Source organism: Pseudaminobacter soli (ex Zhang et al. 2022), assembly GCF_014595955.1.
Taxonomy (GTDB): domain Bacteria; phylum Pseudomonadota; class Alphaproteobacteria; order Rhizobiales; family Rhizobiaceae; genus Kumtagia; species Kumtagia pseudosoli.
This window is the reverse complement of the sequence record NZ_JABVCF010000009.1, coordinates 241,859-258,060: the sequence shown is the minus strand read 5'-3', so window position 1 is coordinate 258,060 and position 16,202 is coordinate 241,859. Positions and strand designations below refer to the sequence as shown.

The window sequence follows — 16,202 nt, the reverse complement described above, 5'->3', positions numbered from 1 at the left end:
TCAGCGCGTGACCACGATCGTCGTGCCGGAGTGGCCATACTCCTCCACGAGATCATACAGCCGGCGAGCGTGGCCGGGGCTGAGGCGGACGCACCCGTGGGAGACGGGCCGCCCAAGCCATCTGGTCTCATAGGTGCCATGGATGGCATAGCCGCCCCGGAAGAAGATGGCGTGGGGCATCGGCGCCCAGTCGTACTTGCTCGAGTACCAAACCGGCTCGAGGCGCTGCGGGTGATATGTGCCGACCGGGGTTTGGTATCCCCGGCGGGCCGTCGAGACCGGCCATGCATAGCGAAGTGCGCCACCCTCACTCACGGTCATCAACTGTTGGGAAAGGTCGATCCTCACGCGCAAGCCTCCGTATTGGGCTGACGCCGGGTTCCAAATCGTCGTGAAGAGCATTGCCAGGAAGAGTAGTCGACGCATCGAGATTCCTCCCTGTTCCAGCCGGCCGCGTTCGGGGACAGTCTGGTCTTCCCACTCTCCTTCGCAGGCACTGTTTTTGGCACGTAAGTGGAGCCGCCAATCGCCGGGCGGCCGAAGGCGTGGAGCGTTACTGGCCCCGCCAGCCGGATTTCACAAATTTCCGAGGCCCGGGGGGCGATAGAAATTCTTGTATCCCAGGATCGGGAGATCACAGTTTGGATCGAACTGTCCGAGCGGCTTCGTTCGCTTGCAGTACAGGTAGGTCCGATAGGGGTGGCCCGGAATGGTCACAACTTGAATCGGTTGGAACCAGGACCATAGAAAAAGTCCCATGACGCCAAGCGAAGCGAACCTGATCAGGCCCATGGCGCTCTCCAACTCTGGTGAGCTTCTAGAACTATCCTCAATTTCGGATGTACGCTTTGCGCAATGTCAAAGCTCGGCAGTATTCGCCTCGCGACCGAAGGGCGGGCTTCGGGGACCGAGCGTCAGTTCGATCGAACGGTCAGACAATTGGTCTGGTGGCGTCGGCGGGTGTGGCGTTTGAGCTCTTGGGGTCCTGGGCAGTGCCCTTGCGCTCGGCAGCCGCTGTTGTCTCGCGTGTGCTCATTCGCGCCTCCGCATCGCGGAGCGCTTCGATCACATCCTCGTCCGAGAGCTGCCGGAAATCGCGGTAGTGGGCGCCGATAGCCTCGAAGAAATCGGGCTGCTCGACGCAGATGACCTCGTCCGCCTCCCTCTTCAGCCTCACCACAGCGTCGGCCGGGGCGACCGGAACCGCCAGGATGATCTTCTTGGGATTGCGGCGCCGCAGGCCGCGGATCGCCGCCCTGACAGTCGCTCCCGTGGCGATGCCGTCGTCGATGACGATGACAACGCGACCGCTGATATCGAGCGGCATGCGCTCCCCGAGATATCGCTTGCGCCGGCGTTCCAGTTCCAACACTTCCCTGTCGCGGGCGTCATTGAATTCCGAGGCGGATACCCAGGCGAGTCGGATGATGTGGTCGTTGCGCACGATCACCGGGTCGCTGCCGTCGAGGACGGCGCCCATCGCAAGCTCGGGTTGGCCGGGGACGCCGATCTTGCGGACCAGCAACAAATCCAGCGGAGCCCCGAGTGCGGCTGCGACTTCAGCCGCGACCGGCACCCCTCCGCGCGGCAATGCTAGTACCACTACATCGTCGCCGCGATAGGCAGAGAGGATATCCGCGAGGCACTTCCCCGCTTCGGTGCGATCAGCGAAGTACATGTCAGCCTTGTGCCAGACGTTCTGCTGTGAGGTGCTCTTTGAACCACTCGCTCGCCTCCGCAACAACGATGTCGAGCGTACCAGGCTCCTCGAAGAGGTGGGTAGCGCCGGGGACGACCTTCAGCGTCTTGGTGCAGTGCATACGGGCCAGCGCCGAGCGGTTCAGGGCCAATACCTGAGTGTCGTCGCCCCCGACGATCAACAGCGTCGGCGCCTCCACCTCCGGCAAGGCCGCATCGGCCAAGTCTGCACGGCCGCCACGCGATACGACCGCTCTGACCTTCCTATCCAGGCAAGCGGCTGCGACCAGAGCGGCCGCGGCCCCCGTGCTTGCCCCAAACAGCCCAAGGGGCAGGTGCGCCGAGCGCGGATCGCTCATCACCCACTGCACGGCCCCGATCAATCTTTCCGCAAGTAGCGGGATGTCGAAGACATTCTGTCGGTTCGTCTCCTCCCGCGCGGTGAGCAGGTCGAAGAGAAGCGTCGCGAAGCCAGCGTCATTGAAGGATTGTGCGACATAGGTGTTGCGCGGGCTAAGCCTGCTCGACCCGCTGCCGTGCACGAAGGCCACGATGCCGGTGGCCTCGTGCGGCAGAGTCAGCAGGCCCGCGAGGCCCAGAGGCGGGATCGCGACATTGTGGACGGCGGAGCGCGGTCTATCCAGTTGGACGCTCATGACTGCCCAAACCTAAGCAATTCACGACAAACTGCTTTGATCATAGTCAAAAAGGAATCGAAGCAATCGTCCGCTTCGGGATTACTCGCCATCCACTTAGGGTCATCCACTTAAGTGCCGCTTCAACTTCCCTTGTGAACGGAGCTGAAGGAAGAAAGCTCATCCGCAAGATTACATGGACGCAGCCATGCGACTTGCCGAGAGGGGATACCGAAGTAGCGGCCTATCTCGGAGTCCGACAGATCGAGATCGGCAAGAACGGCAACCGTCAGTCGGGGATACGGGCCGAGGGCTTGGCGTCGGTGGCAGTCCATTTCGCTTGCATGATGATTGTGCATTTCAACTCCCGTGTTGTTCTTCTTCACGATTGGCCCGACACCGAATCCGGCTGTCCAGCGCCAGCAGGTGCATTCGTCCGCTTGGGCGGGGCCGCCGCCTGAAATCGGGTACAAACTTTCGGATTGTCAGGCTCCAATCCTACCCCTGTGGGGCCATTGCGCCGGTCTGGCCGGCGATCGATGCCAAGACCAGATCACAAGCTCGCGGCCCTAACATTGACGGATGTCAATGACGGGAGGATTGCCCTAACGGCAGCTCCATCTCAGAGATGCTCTGCCTCATAGTCGGCACAGCTGAGGCCGATTGCGGAGAGGCCATCGGCGAGATGATCCGCCAGGAGCGGATCGCCGATCAGATAATCGGCGGTGCGATCGTTATGCTCGGCGGCGGCTTGCGCCCGCACCTCGTTCCACGAATCCGGAAACTCGTCGCGACCAACCCAGTTCAAGGCGACGAGGTCGATCTGCTCATCGACCGTGGAGTTCCGGATCATAGATCTCAGCTCTTGCTGGGAGGCGTCGTTCGGGCGGTCCTCCAGGACACTGGCGTCACGATCGTCGGTCGGATTGGACGCGTCCTCAGGCAGGGTCGACACGTCCTTCGCGTCGAACTCACGCGCCTTGACGATGATGAAGCATACCTTCTCCAGCGCGATGCTCAGTTCCACCTCGTCACTCTCAGTCTGTTCCGACAATCGCGTCATGGGATAAAAGCCTCTTCTGCACCGCACATCGCGCGTCGGTCGAATGACCGCGCGTTTTCATGACAACAATGCAGTCGGCTTTCGGTTCGCCGCCGGCGCAGAAATAAATTTTTTTTGGGCCCGGCCGCTGAGGCTGAAACTGCACCGGCGAAACCCGGCGGTGCAGCGGCTGTTATCAGAAAAGACCGGCTAACGGGCCTTAGCGACCCAGGGGGTGGGGCATGTAACCGACGAAGCCGCCGATCTTCCAGCGGCCATCGACCTTCCTGCAGAAGTAGAGCGTCTGCCAGTTCAGCCGATCCACAGTGCCGTCCGCCTTCGCGACCGATCCGTTGAACTTCTTGTGCAGCACCGCACGGTCGCCGTCGACATCGATGTCGCGCAGGTTTGTAACCCGGTAGAGCGCGCCAAGCAGCGGCTCGGCGAATTCAGTCCTGGCAGAATCCGCAGCCTGGCGCAGCCACTCGTCGCGATAGCTTTCGAGGTTCGGGAACTGCAGCCGCCACGCGTCGGCGTCGTTGAGAAAGTGGGCGTGAACCCCGAAAAAGCTCTCGGTGATGAAGTCGTCGTTCACCATCGACCAGTCCTGCGCGACGAACGCCTCGAAGTCGCGCCGCATCAGCATGTCCCAGAGCTCATGCCGATCCGGATCCCCCGGCGGAAAGGGGTTCTTGTCGAATTTCATGTGCTTGCCCTCTTGAACTCAGCCCATGCGGCCGCGTGCGGCCACGGGAAGCGTCTGCACGACCTCGCCGTCCTCGACGAGATGTACTTCGTCGAAGAGATTGGTGACGACGCAGACGTGGTTGGGGATTATCCGGACCTTCTCGCCGATTGCCGGCCGCGAGGCGCAGCGGGAGAAGTCGGCGATCCCATGCTCCTCGTTAAGCATGGTTATGACGGCTTCCGGATACTCGACGATGTGGCCGTGGCCGGGCGCCGCGCAGGTGTCGGCAGCCAGCGCCTTCGATCCCGCGTCGAGGATGACCCGGTCGGGCGTCGGGCGGCTGACCACGGTGGCGAGCACGGTCAGGGCGCAATCCTCGAGGCTGCCGTGGCCCCAGCCTACCTGCATGCGGTCTGAATAGATGTAGGTGCCGGGACGATGCTCGGTCGCTGACGCAACGGCCGTGTCCGCATAGAAATCTGGAGAGCCACCATTCGAGACGCGGCGGACTTCGATCCCCTCCTTCTTGAACAGGTCGAGCGCCTCGCTGAGCCATGCATCCGTCTCGGCGATCTTGCCCCGCGCCGGGTAGGCCATCAAACCTTCGAAGCGCAGCCCGGGATGGCTGGCGATGCGCTTGGCGAGTTCTAGAGCCTGGACGGGAGTCTGGACGCCGCAGCGTCCGGCACCGGTATCGCACTCGACGAGGACGGCAAGCGGACGTGCTGCGTCAGTGAAGACGCTCGCGTAGCCGTCGACCGCCTCGGGGCTGTCCGCCACCACCGAAAGCGTGACCCGGCGATGCAGCGCCAGCAGGCGCTCGAGCTTCTGCCGACCGATGATGTTGTAGGAGATGAATATGGCTTGCAGCCCGGCATCGGCCATGACCTCAGCCTCGCCGATCTTCTGGCAGGTTATGCCCGCTGCGCCAAGCTCGACCTGGCGCTGGGCGAACAGCGGCAGCTTGTGGGTCTTGATGTGGGGCCTGAGTTTCAGGCCGCGGCGATTGGCGTGCTCCTGGGCGCGACCCAGATTTGCTTCCACCAGCCGGCGATCGATGACCACGGCCGGGGTGTCAAGCTCTTCTATGAGCATCTGCTTATCCCTCCCGACTATTCTTGGTGAGCCTACGCGATTTCATTCAGGAATGGCAGATTGCTGGCGAGCAGGCCCGCATCGACATTCAACGAGACACCGGTGATGCCGCTGGCCGCCGACGACGCCAGGAACACGGCGGCGCGGGCGACTTCGGCGGGCTCTACCAGTCGGCCAAGCGGATAGAGCCGTCCGACTTTTTCCATGATCTCCGGCTTCTCGGCGATGCGGTGCTCCCACGCGCCGGTGCGGATGGAGCCGGGAACCACCGCATTGGCGCGGATGCCGTTGCGGCCTTCCTCGGTGGCAATCGCCCGCATCCAGGCGAGCAGGCCTGCCTTGGCGGCGGAATAGGCCGGGTTGCCGAAATGGGCGATCGCGTTCACCGAGGAGATGAAGACGAAGGCGCCGCCGCCCGGCTGATCTCGCATTGAGGGGATCAACGCCTGTGACAGGAGGGCGGCACTGCGCAGGTTGAGGTTCATCTCACGGTCGAAGGCCTCCGCGGTGACCGCGGCCAGCGTCTCGGCGCGCGTCCAGCCAGCGTTCGAGATCACCGCAGCCGGCGGGCCGTCCCTGGTCACCTTCGCGGCGAATGCGGCGACGGCAGCATCGTCCAGCAGGTCGAAATGGTGTGCTTCCGCGATCTCCGGCCTGTCGAGCGCCGCGCCTTCTGTGTCGCAGGCGATGATCCGCGCGCCACAGCCATGTAAGGCCTCGACCAAAGCGCGACCCACGCCCCCGCCGGCGCCCGTGACCACGACGCTGCGGCCCCCGAAGCCGATCATTCCTGCCTCCCTCTCGACGCCGGCCGGCTCTCCTCGTCAGAGCCGGCGACAAGATGATGGGGGCTGTGTAATAAAGCAACACGGAATGTGAAAATATGTTGCTTTCCAACACGATCTATATGACCATCGTGCCCCAAGCTGGTGTGCAGGGGGCGGCTGCGCCAGAACGATTCCGATCGCCCGAAGCTAGTAGAAACCGCAGCGGCGTCGCGCACGTCCACCTTTGTTTTTCTCATGACTGCAGCCGGCGCTCTTTCATTCCAGGAGGTCTGACCTTGCCGAAGCAGTGTTTCGGAACATCCCATGTGCCGCTTTCGCCGGCCGTCCGGGCAGGTGATTTCGTCTATGTTTCCGGCCAGGTGCCGGTCGGGAAGGACGGCAATGTGGTGCAGGGCGGCATCGCCGAGCAGACCGAGCAGGTGCTCCAGAACGTCAAGGCGGCGCTGGCGCTCGCCGGTTGCTCCATGGACGATGTGGTGAAGACCACGGTGTGGCTCGAAGATGCGCGCGATTTCGGCACCTTCAACCGCATCTATGCGCAGCACTTCCCGACCAATCCGCCGGCCCGCACCACGGTCGAATCCCGGCTGATGATCGACATCAAGATCGAGGTCGAAGCCGTCGCCTACAAGCCGGCCTGACCGCCTAAGCAGGTTTGGGAAGGTCCCCAGACCTGCGCTTAGCCAAACGGAGCCTTTTGGCATGACCTTCGACCTTCTCCTGCGCGGCGGCCGCGTTATCGATCCCGCGACCGGCCTGGATGAATTGCGCGACGTTGCCGTTTCCGGCGGCAAGATCGCCGCGATCGACACCGGAATCGGTCCCGACCGTGCCAAGCGCGTCATCGATGCGACCGGCTGCCTGGTCACGCCGGGCCTCATCGACCTGCATAGCCATGTCTACTGGGGCGGCACCTCGCTTGGCGTCGACGCCGACCGGCTGGCAGCGCGAGGCGGCACGACGACCTTCGTCGATGCCGGCAGCGCAGGAGCAGGGAATTTCCTCGGCTTCCGCCGCCACGTGATGGAGCGCTCGAAGGTCCGCATCGTCGCCTATGTGAACATCTCGTTTGCCGGCATCTTCGGCTTCTCCAAATCCGTGATGGTGGGCGAATGCGGCGATCTCGCGCTTTGCAATCCGCGCGAGGTGGTCGCCTGCGTGCGCGAGCACGGCGAGGTTATCGTCGGCGTCAAGGTACGCGCCGGACGGATCGCCGGCGGCAATAGCGGCGTCGCGCCGCTCGACATCGGCCTCGAGGCTGCCGACAAGGTCGGTCTGCCGCTGATGGCGCATATCGATGAGCCACCGCCCGGCCGCTCCGAGGTGCTGCCGCGCCTGCGCCGGGGCGATGTGCTGACGCACTGCTTCCGGCCGTTCCCGAACGCCCCTGTCTTTGCGTCCGGCGAGGTCCGGCCCGACATGAAGCTGGCGCGCGAACGCGGCGTGATCTTCGATATCGGCCACGGCATGGGCTCGTTCGATTTCGAGGTCGCCAAGTCGATGCTGAAGGAGGGTCTTGCACCCGACGTGATCAGCAGTGACCTCCACCTCTACTGCGTCGACGGGCCGGCCTTCGACATCCTGGTCTGCATGTCGAAGCTGATGGCGCTGGGCATGCCACTGAACGATGTACTGCGCGCCGCCACCTGCAAGCCGGCCGACGTCATCGGCCGTCCGGAACTCGGGCGCCTGGCGGTCGGCGGGCCGGCCGACGTCGCGCTGCTGAAGCTGCACTCGGGAAAATTCGGCTTCGTCGATTCCACCGGGGCGCGGCTGGTTGCAGAGCAGAGGCTGGTCTCGCAAGGTATTGTCGCCGGCGGCGTGTGGTGGCCGAACGAGGGTGCCTCGGACGTGCATGACATCGAGCATTTTCAGCCGAACGGCCACGAGACGCATGTCGACGTGGCTGCCAGGCATTTTGGACGGTGCTGCTGCTGAGCCTTCCGTTCCCGAAGGGCATGGCAGGGCGCCTCGTTCGCAGCTAAGGTTGGATGCGGGACCTTTGGGAGGGGTACTGAATGTCCATCAGCCTGTTCGACCTTACCGGGCGCATCGCGCTCATCACCGGTTCGACGCGCGGGCTCGGCCGGGCGATCGCGCAGGGCTTGGCTGAGGCAGGCGCGAAGGTTGTCCTCAACGGTACCAATGGCGAGCGCGTCGTAGAGGCCGTAGCTGAGTTCCGGGACCGTGGGCTTCAGGCCGAGGGCATCGCCTTCAACGTCACCGATGAGGCCGCGGTCGTCGCCGCCTTCAGGAGGTTCGACGACGAGGCGACCGAGATCGACATCCTCGTCAACAATGCCGGCATCCAGTGGCGCAAGCCGATGCTCGACCTGCCGACCGCCGAATGGCAGCGGGTGCTCGACGTCAACCTCACCGCCGCTTTCGTCATCGGCCGGGAGGCGGGGCGTCGCATGGTTGCGCGCGGGCGCGGCAAGATCATCAACATCGCTTCGACCACCAGCACGCTGGCGCGCGCCACGATCGCGCCTTATGCCGTCAGCAAGGGCGGCCTGAAACTGCTGACGCAGGAGATGGCGGCCGAGTGGGCGGGAAGCGGCGTCCAGGCGAACGCGATCGCGCCCGGTTACATGATTACCGAGATGAATACGGCGCTGCTCGAGAACCGGGACTTCAGCGCCTGGGTGGAATCCCGCACGCCCTCACGGCGCTGGGGCCGCCCGGAAGAACTGATTGGCACGGCGGTGTTCCTGGCCTCGTTTGCGTCCGATTACGTGAACGGCCAGCTCATCAACGTCGACGGCGGCATGACAGCGGTGGTTTGAACGGCCTCGGCAGTTCGAGAGCGCCAGTATCGATTTCCCGAAATGCATGCGAAGCACGGTGAGGGGGCGTTGCCAAGGCGCGTACGCGCCTTGGGTCTGGGATGAGCTTATGCTGCTACGCCGGCGCCCCGTAGATTGGCGTCTCCAGCCCCTCCATCCGCGCCTTGAGCTGCAGCGCCAGGAACTTCGAATAGAACCGCGAGAGCGCCAGGTTGCCGCCGTGGAACCAGAGCGCTTCCTGCGCCGTCGGCTTCCACATGTTGCGCGGCTCGCCCTGCCAGGGGCCGGGGTCGCCGCGCACGCCGGAGCCGAGGCCCCAGCACGGCCCGACCTTGTCCGCCACCTCGCGCGAGACGAGTTCAGCGACCGTCTCGTGCATCGACTGGTAGCCGGTGCAGGCGATCACCACGTCCGCCTCGATCTCGCTGCCGTCGTCGAACAGGATGCCGGTCGGCGTCATGCTCTCGATCGACGCGCCGCTCTTCACCTTGATCTCGCCATTGATGATCAACTCGGAGGCGCCGACGTCGATGTAGTAGCCGGAGCCGGTGCGATAGGCCTTCATCATCTGGCCGGTCTCGTCCTCGCCGAAGTCGATCGCGAAGCCAGAGGCCGACAACTGCCGGTAGAAGTCGGCATCGCGCTCCCTGATCTCGGCGTAGAGCTTCTTCTGGCCTTCCGGCAGCAGTCCGAACGGCATGGAGGCCGCCATCATGTCGGCCATTTCGGTGGTGATGCCCTTCGCCAGCGCTTCTTCCGAATAGGTGTCGAAGCCCAGTTCCATCAGGGTGCTGGATTTCACCACGGTCGTGGGCGAGCGCTGGATCATGGTTACGTCGGCGCCGGCTTCCCAGAGGTCGACGCTTACGTCATGGCCCGAACTCGCCGATCCGATCACGGCGACCTTCCTGCCCTTGAAACTTGCCGCATCGGAATACTGGCTGGAATGCAGGATCTCGCCGCGGAAGTCGGCGGCGCCGCGCAGATCGACCATGCGCGGCGGGCCGTAGGCGCCGGTGGCGAAGACGAGATGCGAAGGCGTAAGCGCCACGCGCTCGCCGGCGCGGTCCACCTCCACCGTCCAGCGCTTGGCCGTCTCGTCATAGGAGGCGGACGTGCAGGCGCTTTCGGTCCAATAATTCAGCTCCATCACCTTGGCGTACATCTCCAGCCAGTCGCCCATCTTGTCCTTGGGCGTGAAGACCGGCCAGTGATCGGGGAAGGGGATGTAGGGCAGATGGTCGTACCAGACCGGGTCGTGCAGCACGAGCGAACGGTAGCGCCGACGCCAGGAGTCGCCGGCGCGGGCATTCTTTTCCAGGATGACCGCAGGCACGCCGAGTTGCTTCAGCCGGGCGCCAAGCGCGATGCCGCCCTGGCCGCCACCGATGATCACGCAATAGGGCTGGACTGCCGCGCCGAGTTCACGCTCCTCGCGTCGGCGGGCCTCGGACCAGGTCTCGCGGTTGCGGTCGGCCTTGTGCCGCACGCCGAGCGGCCGGGCGGGGCCGGACTTTTCCTCAAAGCCCTTCAGATCCATCATGGCAGTGAACAGGGTGCGCGCGCGGCCGTCCTTGAGCCGTACCATGCCTTCGCCGCGGCCGATGGCGGTCTCGAAGGTGAACCAGGCCTCGACTAGCCCGTCCTTCACTTCTGCCTCGCCTTTCGGCTGCCAGTTGGACGGTGCGGCCGAGCCGAGATTCGAGGTCAGCATCGCGCGGATGGCGTCGCGGCCCTCAAGGGTCTTGATGTTCCAGGTGAAGGCGAGAAGGTCGCGCCAGTATCCGTCTTCGAGGAAGTGCGCGCATGCCGTGTCAATGTCGCCCGCTTGCAGGGCTCGGCTGAAGGACGAAACCCAGGCGGCGGCTTCATTTGCTGGAGCGACGGTGTTCATTTTCCCCTCTTTGTAGAAGTTCGTTTTATTGGATATGCGACTGGCGTGCCGCGCCCCCGAGGACCTACCCAGCTAGCGCTGCGGCCGGTTCAAACTCCCATTCAACCTCAATCGCCCAGCGGCTCCATCTCCTTGCCGGCGCGGTGGAGCTGGATGTTGTACTTGATACGGCGCAGCGTCTCGCGCGCCGACCCGTCCAGGCGGTAGCCGGATGCGGCTGCCAGCAGGTCGACGATGGCGAGGAAGGCATAGCGGGAAGCGGTCGGCTTCAGCGTGTCGGGATATTCGGGGATCGCGACCGTCAGGCTGACGTCGCATGCGCGCGCCAGTTCGGTGTCCGGTGCCGTGACGCAGATCGCGGAGGCACGATAATGCCGCGCAAGCTCCACCGCCTCGATGACTTCGCGCGTGCGTCCGGTAGCCGAGATGGCGAGGACGACATCACCCGGCTTCAGCGTGGAAGCGGTCATGCGCATGAGATAGGGGTCGGAATGCGCCGAGACGGTAATGCCATAACGGAACAGGCGATTCTGCGTCTCCATCGCCAATGCCGAGGAACTGCCGCCCAGGCCGAACACCGTCACCTGCCGCGCCTTGGCGATCAGTTCGGCCGCTCTCTGGAGCTGTGCGGGATCGATCTGCCGCTCCACTTCCTGCAGGGCGCGGTGCGCCTCTTCGAACACGGCGCTCCAGAAGGGCAGGCCGCTTTCGGCATTGGCGGTCTGCGGCTTGCTCAGATAGAGCGCCCCGACGACCAGGCTCTGTGCCAGCTTGAGCTTGAAATCGCGTACGCCTTCGCAGCCGATCGCCCGGCAGAAGCGGGTCACGGTCGGCTCGCTCACCTGGGCGCGCTGCGCCAGGGCGGCATTCGAAGCGTCCACCGCGAATTGCACGTCGTCCAGCACGACGTCGGCAACCCGGCGTTCGGCTGGCCGAAGGTCGGGATAGGAGTCCTTCACCAGAGATATGATGTCGGGAATGCGCGCAGCCTGTTCGCTCGCTATGGCAGGCTGATCAGGCCTTTCCCGACCCTGTGCGTCGGCGTCAGTCATCGATGGGATGTCTTTCCTTCCGCAATCGACCGCAAGGTGGCCATGAAGTCGCCCGAAGCTTGCCGAGGGGCCGGAGCCGCTACTCGGAGCAGGATCGTCCGCGGGAGTATGTAGGAAAGCAACATGGCTTTCAAGAAGATAAAAATCGAGGAAGATCAGCCTGTTATATAAAGGGTGAATGTCGCAAAACGTTCGTCTCTCTGTCCGACGCTTGACAGTGAAGTAGGGAAGTTACACACTGATTTGATCAGACGGATGGTCAATGAAATCGTCCGCTACTTCCTGAGGGGCAAATGTCAGCTGGCGACCCAAGAACCGCCAAACTCAGCGTGCGCGACGCGACCAAGGTCTATCAGACCGCGTCCGGCGGCCTTCTGGCTCTGGACGGGTGCAGCCTCGATGTCCGCGCCAATGAAGTCGTGTCGATTGTCGGCCCATCCGGCTGCGGCAAGACCACGCTGTTGTGGTCGATGTCCGGCCTTCATGGGCTGACGCGCGGCGAGATCCTGCTTGATGGCCAGCGCATCACCGGCCCGCATCCCGATATCGGCATCGTCTTCCAGGAAGCCAACCTGCTGCCCTGGCGCAATCTGGATGCCAACATCAACTTTCCCTTCGAGATCAAGGGCACGACGCCGGACCGCGCCTGGATCAATCACCTCCTTCATCGCGTCGGTCTTGATGGCTTCGGCGGGAAATTCCCGCGCGAGCTGTCCGGCGGCATGCAGCAGCGCGCGGCGATCGTGCGAGCACTGTCGCTGAAACCGTCTGTCCTCCTGATGGACGAACCGTTCGGCGCGCTCGACAGTTTTACGCGTGACGAGATGAACCGGCTGGTCGAGGAGATCTGGCTCGACGCGCCGACGACCATCGTCTTCATCACCCACTCTATCGAAGAGGCGATCTTCCTCTCCGACCGCGTGATCGTCCTGTCGCCGCGACCGGGGCGCGTCGCCAAGGAATATGTCGTGCCGTTCGCGCGGCCGCGCTCCTTCGAGATCATGGCAACAAAGGAGGTCTTCGACCTCACCAATGCGATCAAGCTGGACATAGTCGGCGGAAGGGTCGCACGATCGCGCCCCGTCACCGAGCCCGTGCATTGAGGATGTGCCGATGAGCCAGAGCGACGCCATCCCCGAGTTCAGCAAGCCCAAGGCCGGCGAAGGCGGCGAGGTCAGCCTTACCAATCTGTCCGCCTTCTCGGGCGGCATGGGCATCAAGTCCGCGGCCGAGATCGTCGCCATCATACTGGTCGCGGTGGCGATCATCGGCGGTGCGGAACTCGCCCTGCGCCTCTTCGAGGTGCCGGCCTACATCATGCCGCCGCCGAGCCAGATCGCGTGGGCGCTCATCGATGAGTTTCCGCTGATTGCGCCGCATCTCGGCTATACGCTGATCGAACTGCTTTCCGGCTTCGCGATCGGCTCGATCGTCGGGCTCATACTGGCCGCGGTGATCACCCAGTTCCCGTTCGCGGAAAAGATCGTCGCGCCATACATCCTGCTTTTGGTGACGACGCCGATGCTGGCGCTGGTGCCGCTTCTCATCCTGCGCTTCGGCTTTGGTTATACGCCGCGAATCATCGCGGTGGCGCTTGCGGCTGGGCCGATGGTGATGATCAACGCGGCGACCGGCTTCCGGCGGGTCGACAGCGCCAAGATCGCGCTCGCCCGCTCCTATGGCGCGAGCACGCTGCAGATATTCTGGAAGATCAGGGCGCCGATGGCGCTGCCGATGATCCTGGTCGGCCTGATGATCGGCGCGATCTTCGGTCTGCTCACGGCGGTCGGGGCGGAGATGGTGGGAGGCGGCTTCGGCCTCGGCAACCGGCTGACCAGCTATTCCTCGATGATCCAGATGCCGCAGTTCTTCGCCGTAGTTTTGCTTCTGTCTATCCTCGGCATCCTCATCTACGTGCTGTTCTTCCTCATCGGGAAGAAATGGGCGAGTTGGGAGGCCTGAGGCAGCAAATCTAAACGGACACGCCTTGGGGAAGGCGTCACCGATCTTGTCAAATGGGAGAGTGGACATGACCAATCTGATCAATGGCGGCATGAGCCGCCGCTATTTCCTGCAGGTGACGGGCGCAGGCGTCGTCACCGCCACCGCGCTCGGCGCATCGGCATTTCGGGCGAGTGCTGCCGGCTACGACAAGTTCACCTGGATTTCGCCGCGCGGCACGCTCGAGGTGCTCGACGACTATCCGTACTGGGCGGCGAAAAAGATGGGCTACTTCGGCGACCTCAACACCGCCATGGAGCCCGGCCCATCGGACGGCACGGCGACCGTGAAGTTCGTCGACGTCGGCCAGGCCGACATGGGCTTCCCGTCGCCGGGCGTGTTCTCCTTCGCCATCCAGAACGGCATGAAGCTCAAGTCCGTGTTCCACATGGGCGCGCGCGACACCTTCTCGATCGCCTTCCGCAAGGGCGAGGGCATGAAGGACCTGAAGGGCCTGGAGGGCAAGACCGTGCTGCTCGGCTCCGCCGCCTGGCAGGCGATCGTCGACCCGATGCTGGCCGCCCAGGGCGTCGACATCAAGAAGGTGAAGTATGTCGAGGCTGGCTGGCCGACCTGGGGCACCGCACTTGCCGGCGGCCAGGGCGACGCGGCGCTCTCCTGGGAAGGCCTGCGCGCCGAGTGGATCGCGACCGGCCTGAAGTTCGACTACTGGCTGGGCGTGCAGAATTCCAAGCTGCCGGCCAACACCTTCGTGGTGCGCGCCGCCGACCTCGAAGACCCCGACAAGAAGGCCTTCCTGGAGCAGTATCTGCGCGGCTGGGCGATGGGCCTCGAATTCGGCCACCAGAACCCGCGCGCGGCGGTCGAGGCGGTGTTCGAGCAGTTCCCGGCCTTCGCCAAGAACACCGGACCGGAACTCGGCACCACCTCGCTACTGCAGCAGGACAATGTCTTCCGCGGCGACATGGACAAGCGCGAGGGCTGGGGCTGGCACGACATGGCAAGCTGGCAGGCCTTCTTCGACGAGATCCACAAGATCGGCCAGATCACCAATCCAGTGAAGGCGGAGGACGTCTGCAGCAACGAACTGATCAAGGGTGCCAACGACTTCGACCACGCCAAGGTCAAGGCCGATGCCGACGACTACAAACTGTCGGACGAGTTCGCCAAGATCGATATGGAGAACGTACGCGCACATATGTTCGACGACGCGGTGTAAGTCACCGCCGAAATAGTTGCCCACTCTCCGTCGCGCTTCGCGCGACACCTCTCCCCCACTTCGTGAGGGGAGAGGACGGGCGTTCAGCATGGCTCCGTCCGCTCCCCCGGAACGGGGGAGAGGTGCCGAGCGTAGCGAGGCGGAGAGGGGTAGATTTCGTTGAAGATTCTCAGGGAGGGTCCCATGCCGGACAAAGTGAAAATCCTCGTCGTCGGCCTCGGCAATATGGGGGCCTCGCACGCCAGCGCCTATCATCGCAATCCGGGCTTCGAGATCGTCGGCCTGATGAGCCGCTCGATCAAGTCGAAGAAGATCCCCGACGAGTTCAAGGGCTATCCGCTCTACGAAGATTACGAGCAGGCGCTGCGGGAGGCTAAGCCCGACGCCGTCTCCATCAACAGCTACCCCAACACGCACGCCGAATACGCGCTGAAGGCGATCGAGGCGGGCTGCCACGTCTTCATGGAAAAGCCGATCGCCACCAACATCGAGGACGCTGAGAAGGTCGTGGCCGCGGCGCGCGCAAAAAACCGCAAGCTGGTGCTGGGCTATATCCTTCGCGTGCATCCCTCCTGGATCAAATTCATCGAGATGGGCAAGACGCTCGGCAAGCCGCTGGTCATGCGCCTCAACCTCAATCAGCAGTCGAGCGGCCCGGCTTGGCACTGGCACAAGAACCTGATCGACTCGCTGATCCCGATCGTCGACTGCGGCGTGCACTATGTCGACGTGATGTGCCAGATGACCGGGGCAAAGCCGGTGCGCGTCCACGGCATCGGCGCAAAGCTCTGGGCCGAGGCCGCGCAGCAGAACTACGGCCACCTGCACGTCACCTTCGACGACGGTTCGGTCGGCTGGTACGAGGCCGGCTGGGGCCCGATGATGAGCGAGATCGCCTATTTCGTGAAGGACGTGATCGGTCCGAAGGGCGCCGTGTCCATCGTCGCCAACCAGGGCGGCAGCGTCAGCGAGACGGAGAAGCTCTCCGACTCCGCCGACATCGACAAGCACACCAAGACCGACGCCATCAAGATCCACTACGCGGCGGTCGACGAGAACAAGAACTGGACGAAGCCTGACGAGGTGTTCTCGATGTCCGACGAGCCCGGCCATCAGGACCTCTGCGACCGCGAGCAGGCCTTCTTCCTGAAGGCGATTCAGGAGAATCTCGACCTGTCGGAATCTATGGACGCTGCCGTCAACAGTCTGCGGATCGTGCTCGCCGCCGAGCAGAGCATCAAGGAAGAGCGGGCGATCGACCTTACCTAAACCCAGCCGGCCTCGAAGGGCTCGTCATTTCCCTGTGAGACCGTAGCGGCGGCTCCGGCCGAGGTCGGGGCCGC

General features: G+C 63.8%; 16 protein-coding genes. 7 read left to right on the top strand and 9 right to left on the bottom strand.

Annotated features, from left to right (window positions below):
* The 7 genes from HUI96_RS18040 to HUI96_RS18010 all read right to left on the bottom strand — a co-directional run bounded on the left by HUI96_RS18040 (position 1) and on the right by HUI96_RS18010 (position 5,946).
* Positions 1 to 426, bottom strand: coding sequence for a L,D-transpeptidase (locus HUI96_RS18040; protein WP_188256063.1), 426 nt, complete (start codon positions 424 to 426; stop codon positions 1 to 3).
* 505 nt (positions 427 to 931) lie between these two features.
* Positions 932 to 1,678, bottom strand: a complete 747-nt coding sequence (locus HUI96_RS18035; protein ID WP_188256062.1) for a phosphoribosyltransferase — start codon at positions 1,676 to 1,678, stop codon at positions 932 to 934.
* Position 1,679: 1 nt separating this feature from the next.
* Complete coding sequence (locus HUI96_RS18030) at positions 1,680 to 2,354, bottom strand: dienelactone hydrolase family protein (RefSeq protein WP_188256061.1); 675 nt, start codon at positions 2,352 to 2,354, stop codon at positions 1,680 to 1,682.
* A 601-nt stretch (positions 2,355 to 2,955) separates the two neighbouring features.
* Positions 2,956 to 3,396 carry a DUF3775 domain-containing protein gene (locus HUI96_RS18025; protein ID WP_188256060.1) on the bottom strand — a complete coding sequence of 147 codons (441 nt, stop codon included), beginning with the start codon at positions 3,394 to 3,396 and terminating at the stop codon, positions 2,956 to 2,958.
* 199 nt (positions 3,397 to 3,595) lie between these two features.
* Positions 3,596 to 4,081 carry a hypothetical protein gene (locus tag HUI96_RS18020; RefSeq protein WP_188256059.1) on the bottom strand — a complete coding sequence of 162 codons (486 nt, stop codon included), beginning with the start codon at positions 4,079 to 4,081 and terminating at the stop codon, positions 3,596 to 3,598.
* An 18-nt stretch (positions 4,082 to 4,099) separates the two neighbouring features.
* The gene (locus HUI96_RS18015) at positions 4,100 to 5,158 is read right to left on the bottom strand and encodes a D-TA family PLP-dependent enzyme (RefSeq protein WP_188256058.1); all 1,059 of its coding nucleotides are present in this window, start codon (positions 5,156 to 5,158) and stop codon (positions 4,100 to 4,102) included.
* Positions 5,159 to 5,190: 32 nt separating this feature from the next.
* Positions 5,191 to 5,946, bottom strand: a complete 756-nt coding sequence (locus HUI96_RS18010) for an SDR family NAD(P)-dependent oxidoreductase (protein ID WP_188256057.1) — start codon at positions 5,944 to 5,946, stop codon at positions 5,191 to 5,193.
* 275 nt (positions 5,947 to 6,221) lie between these two features.
* Here HUI96_RS18010 and HUI96_RS18005 point away from each other — a divergent pair, with 275 nt between their 5' ends.
* The 3 genes from HUI96_RS18005 (at position 6,222) to HUI96_RS17995 (ending at position 8,732) form a co-directional block, all read left to right on the top strand.
* A complete protein-coding gene (locus tag HUI96_RS18005) occupies positions 6,222 to 6,587 on the top strand; it encodes a RidA family protein (RefSeq protein WP_237684191.1) in 366 nt (121 codons plus the stop codon).
* Between the two features lie 61 nt (positions 6,588 to 6,648).
* Positions 6,649 to 7,884, top strand: coding sequence for an amidohydrolase/deacetylase family metallohydrolase (locus HUI96_RS18000; protein ID WP_188256056.1), 1,236 nt, complete (start codon positions 6,649 to 6,651; stop codon positions 7,882 to 7,884).
* 80 nt (positions 7,885 to 7,964) lie between these two features.
* Positions 7,965 to 8,732 carry an SDR family oxidoreductase gene (locus HUI96_RS17995; protein WP_188256055.1) on the top strand — a complete coding sequence of 256 codons (768 nt, stop codon included), beginning with the start codon at positions 7,965 to 7,967 and terminating at the stop codon, positions 8,730 to 8,732.
* Positions 8,733 to 8,847: 115 nt separating this feature from the next.
* On the opposite strand, the gene HUI96_RS17990 is transcribed toward HUI96_RS17995, so the two are convergent.
* Entirely contained in the window at positions 8,848 to 10,626 is a 1,779-nt protein-coding gene (locus HUI96_RS17990; protein WP_188256054.1) for an NAD(P)/FAD-dependent oxidoreductase, read from the bottom strand.
* A gap of 107 nt (positions 10,627 to 10,733) precedes the next feature.
* Positions 10,734 to 11,678 (bottom strand): MurR/RpiR family transcriptional regulator, encoded by a 945-nt coding sequence (locus HUI96_RS17985; RefSeq protein ID WP_188256053.1) that lies wholly within the window; start codon positions 11,676 to 11,678, stop codon positions 10,734 to 10,736.
* 293 nt (positions 11,679 to 11,971) lie between these two features.
* Here HUI96_RS17985 and HUI96_RS17980 point away from each other — a divergent pair, with 293 nt between their 5' ends.
* The 4 genes from HUI96_RS17980 (at position 11,972) to HUI96_RS17965 (ending at position 16,128) form a co-directional block, all read left to right on the top strand.
* Positions 11,972 to 12,781, top strand: a complete 810-nt coding sequence (locus HUI96_RS17980) for an ABC transporter ATP-binding protein (RefSeq protein ID WP_188256052.1) — start codon at positions 11,972 to 11,974, stop codon at positions 12,779 to 12,781.
* A gap of 10 nt (positions 12,782 to 12,791) precedes the next feature.
* The gene (locus tag HUI96_RS17975; RefSeq protein WP_188256051.1) at positions 12,792 to 13,640 is read left to right on the top strand and encodes an ABC transporter permease; all 849 of its coding nucleotides are present in this window, start codon (positions 12,792 to 12,794) and stop codon (positions 13,638 to 13,640) included.
* Positions 13,641 to 13,707: 67 nt separating this feature from the next.
* The gene (locus tag HUI96_RS17970; protein ID WP_210320216.1) at positions 13,708 to 14,859 is read left to right on the top strand and encodes an ABC transporter substrate-binding protein; all 1,152 of its coding nucleotides are present in this window, start codon (positions 13,708 to 13,710) and stop codon (positions 14,857 to 14,859) included.
* Positions 14,860 to 15,042: 183 nt separating this feature from the next.
* A complete protein-coding gene (locus tag HUI96_RS17965) occupies positions 15,043 to 16,128 on the top strand; it encodes a Gfo/Idh/MocA family protein (RefSeq protein WP_188256050.1) in 1,086 nt (361 codons plus the stop codon).
* The last annotated feature ends 74 nt before the right edge of the window (positions 16,129 to 16,202 follow it).

Coding starts and splice junctions, on each gene's coding strand:
- HUI96_RS18040 (WP_188256063.1), bottom strand. CDS start 426: ATGCGTCGACTACTCTTCCTGGCAATGCTCTTCACGACGATTTGGAAC.
- HUI96_RS18035 (WP_188256062.1), bottom strand. CDS start 1,678: ATGTACTTCGCTGATCGCACCGAAGCGGGGAAGTGCCTCGCGGATATC.
- HUI96_RS18030 (WP_188256061.1), bottom strand. CDS start 2,354: ATGAGCGTCCAACTGGATAGACCGCGCTCCGCCGTCCACAATGTCGCG.
- HUI96_RS18025 (WP_188256060.1), bottom strand. CDS start 3,396: ATGACGCGATTGTCGGAACAGACTGAGAGTGACGAGGTGGAACTGAGC.
- HUI96_RS18020 (WP_188256059.1), bottom strand. CDS start 4,081: ATGAAATTCGACAAGAACCCCTTTCCGCCGGGGGATCCGGATCGGCAT.
- HUI96_RS18015 (WP_188256058.1), bottom strand. CDS start 5,158: ATGCTCATAGAAGAGCTTGACACCCCGGCCGTGGTCATCGATCGCCGG.
- HUI96_RS18010 (WP_188256057.1), bottom strand. CDS start 5,946: ATGATCGGCTTCGGGGGCCGCAGCGTCGTGGTCACGGGCGCCGGCGGG.
- HUI96_RS18000 (WP_188256056.1), top strand. CDS start 6,649: ATGACCTTCGACCTTCTCCTGCGCGGCGGCCGCGTTATCGATCCCGCG.
- HUI96_RS17995 (WP_188256055.1), top strand. CDS start 7,965: ATGTCCATCAGCCTGTTCGACCTTACCGGGCGCATCGCGCTCATCACC.
- HUI96_RS17990 (WP_188256054.1), bottom strand. CDS start 10,626: ATGAACACCGTCGCTCCAGCAAATGAAGCCGCCGCCTGGGTTTCGTCC.
- HUI96_RS17985 (WP_188256053.1), bottom strand. CDS start 11,678: ATGACTGACGCCGACGCACAGGGTCGGGAAAGGCCTGATCAGCCTGCC.
- HUI96_RS17980 (WP_188256052.1), top strand. CDS start 11,972: ATGTCAGCTGGCGACCCAAGAACCGCCAAACTCAGCGTGCGCGACGCG.
- HUI96_RS17975 (WP_188256051.1), top strand. CDS start 12,792: ATGAGCCAGAGCGACGCCATCCCCGAGTTCAGCAAGCCCAAGGCCGGC.
- HUI96_RS17970 (WP_210320216.1), top strand. CDS start 13,708: ATGACCAATCTGATCAATGGCGGCATGAGCCGCCGCTATTTCCTGCAG.
- HUI96_RS17965 (WP_188256050.1), top strand. CDS start 15,043: ATGCCGGACAAAGTGAAAATCCTCGTCGTCGGCCTCGGCAATATGGGG.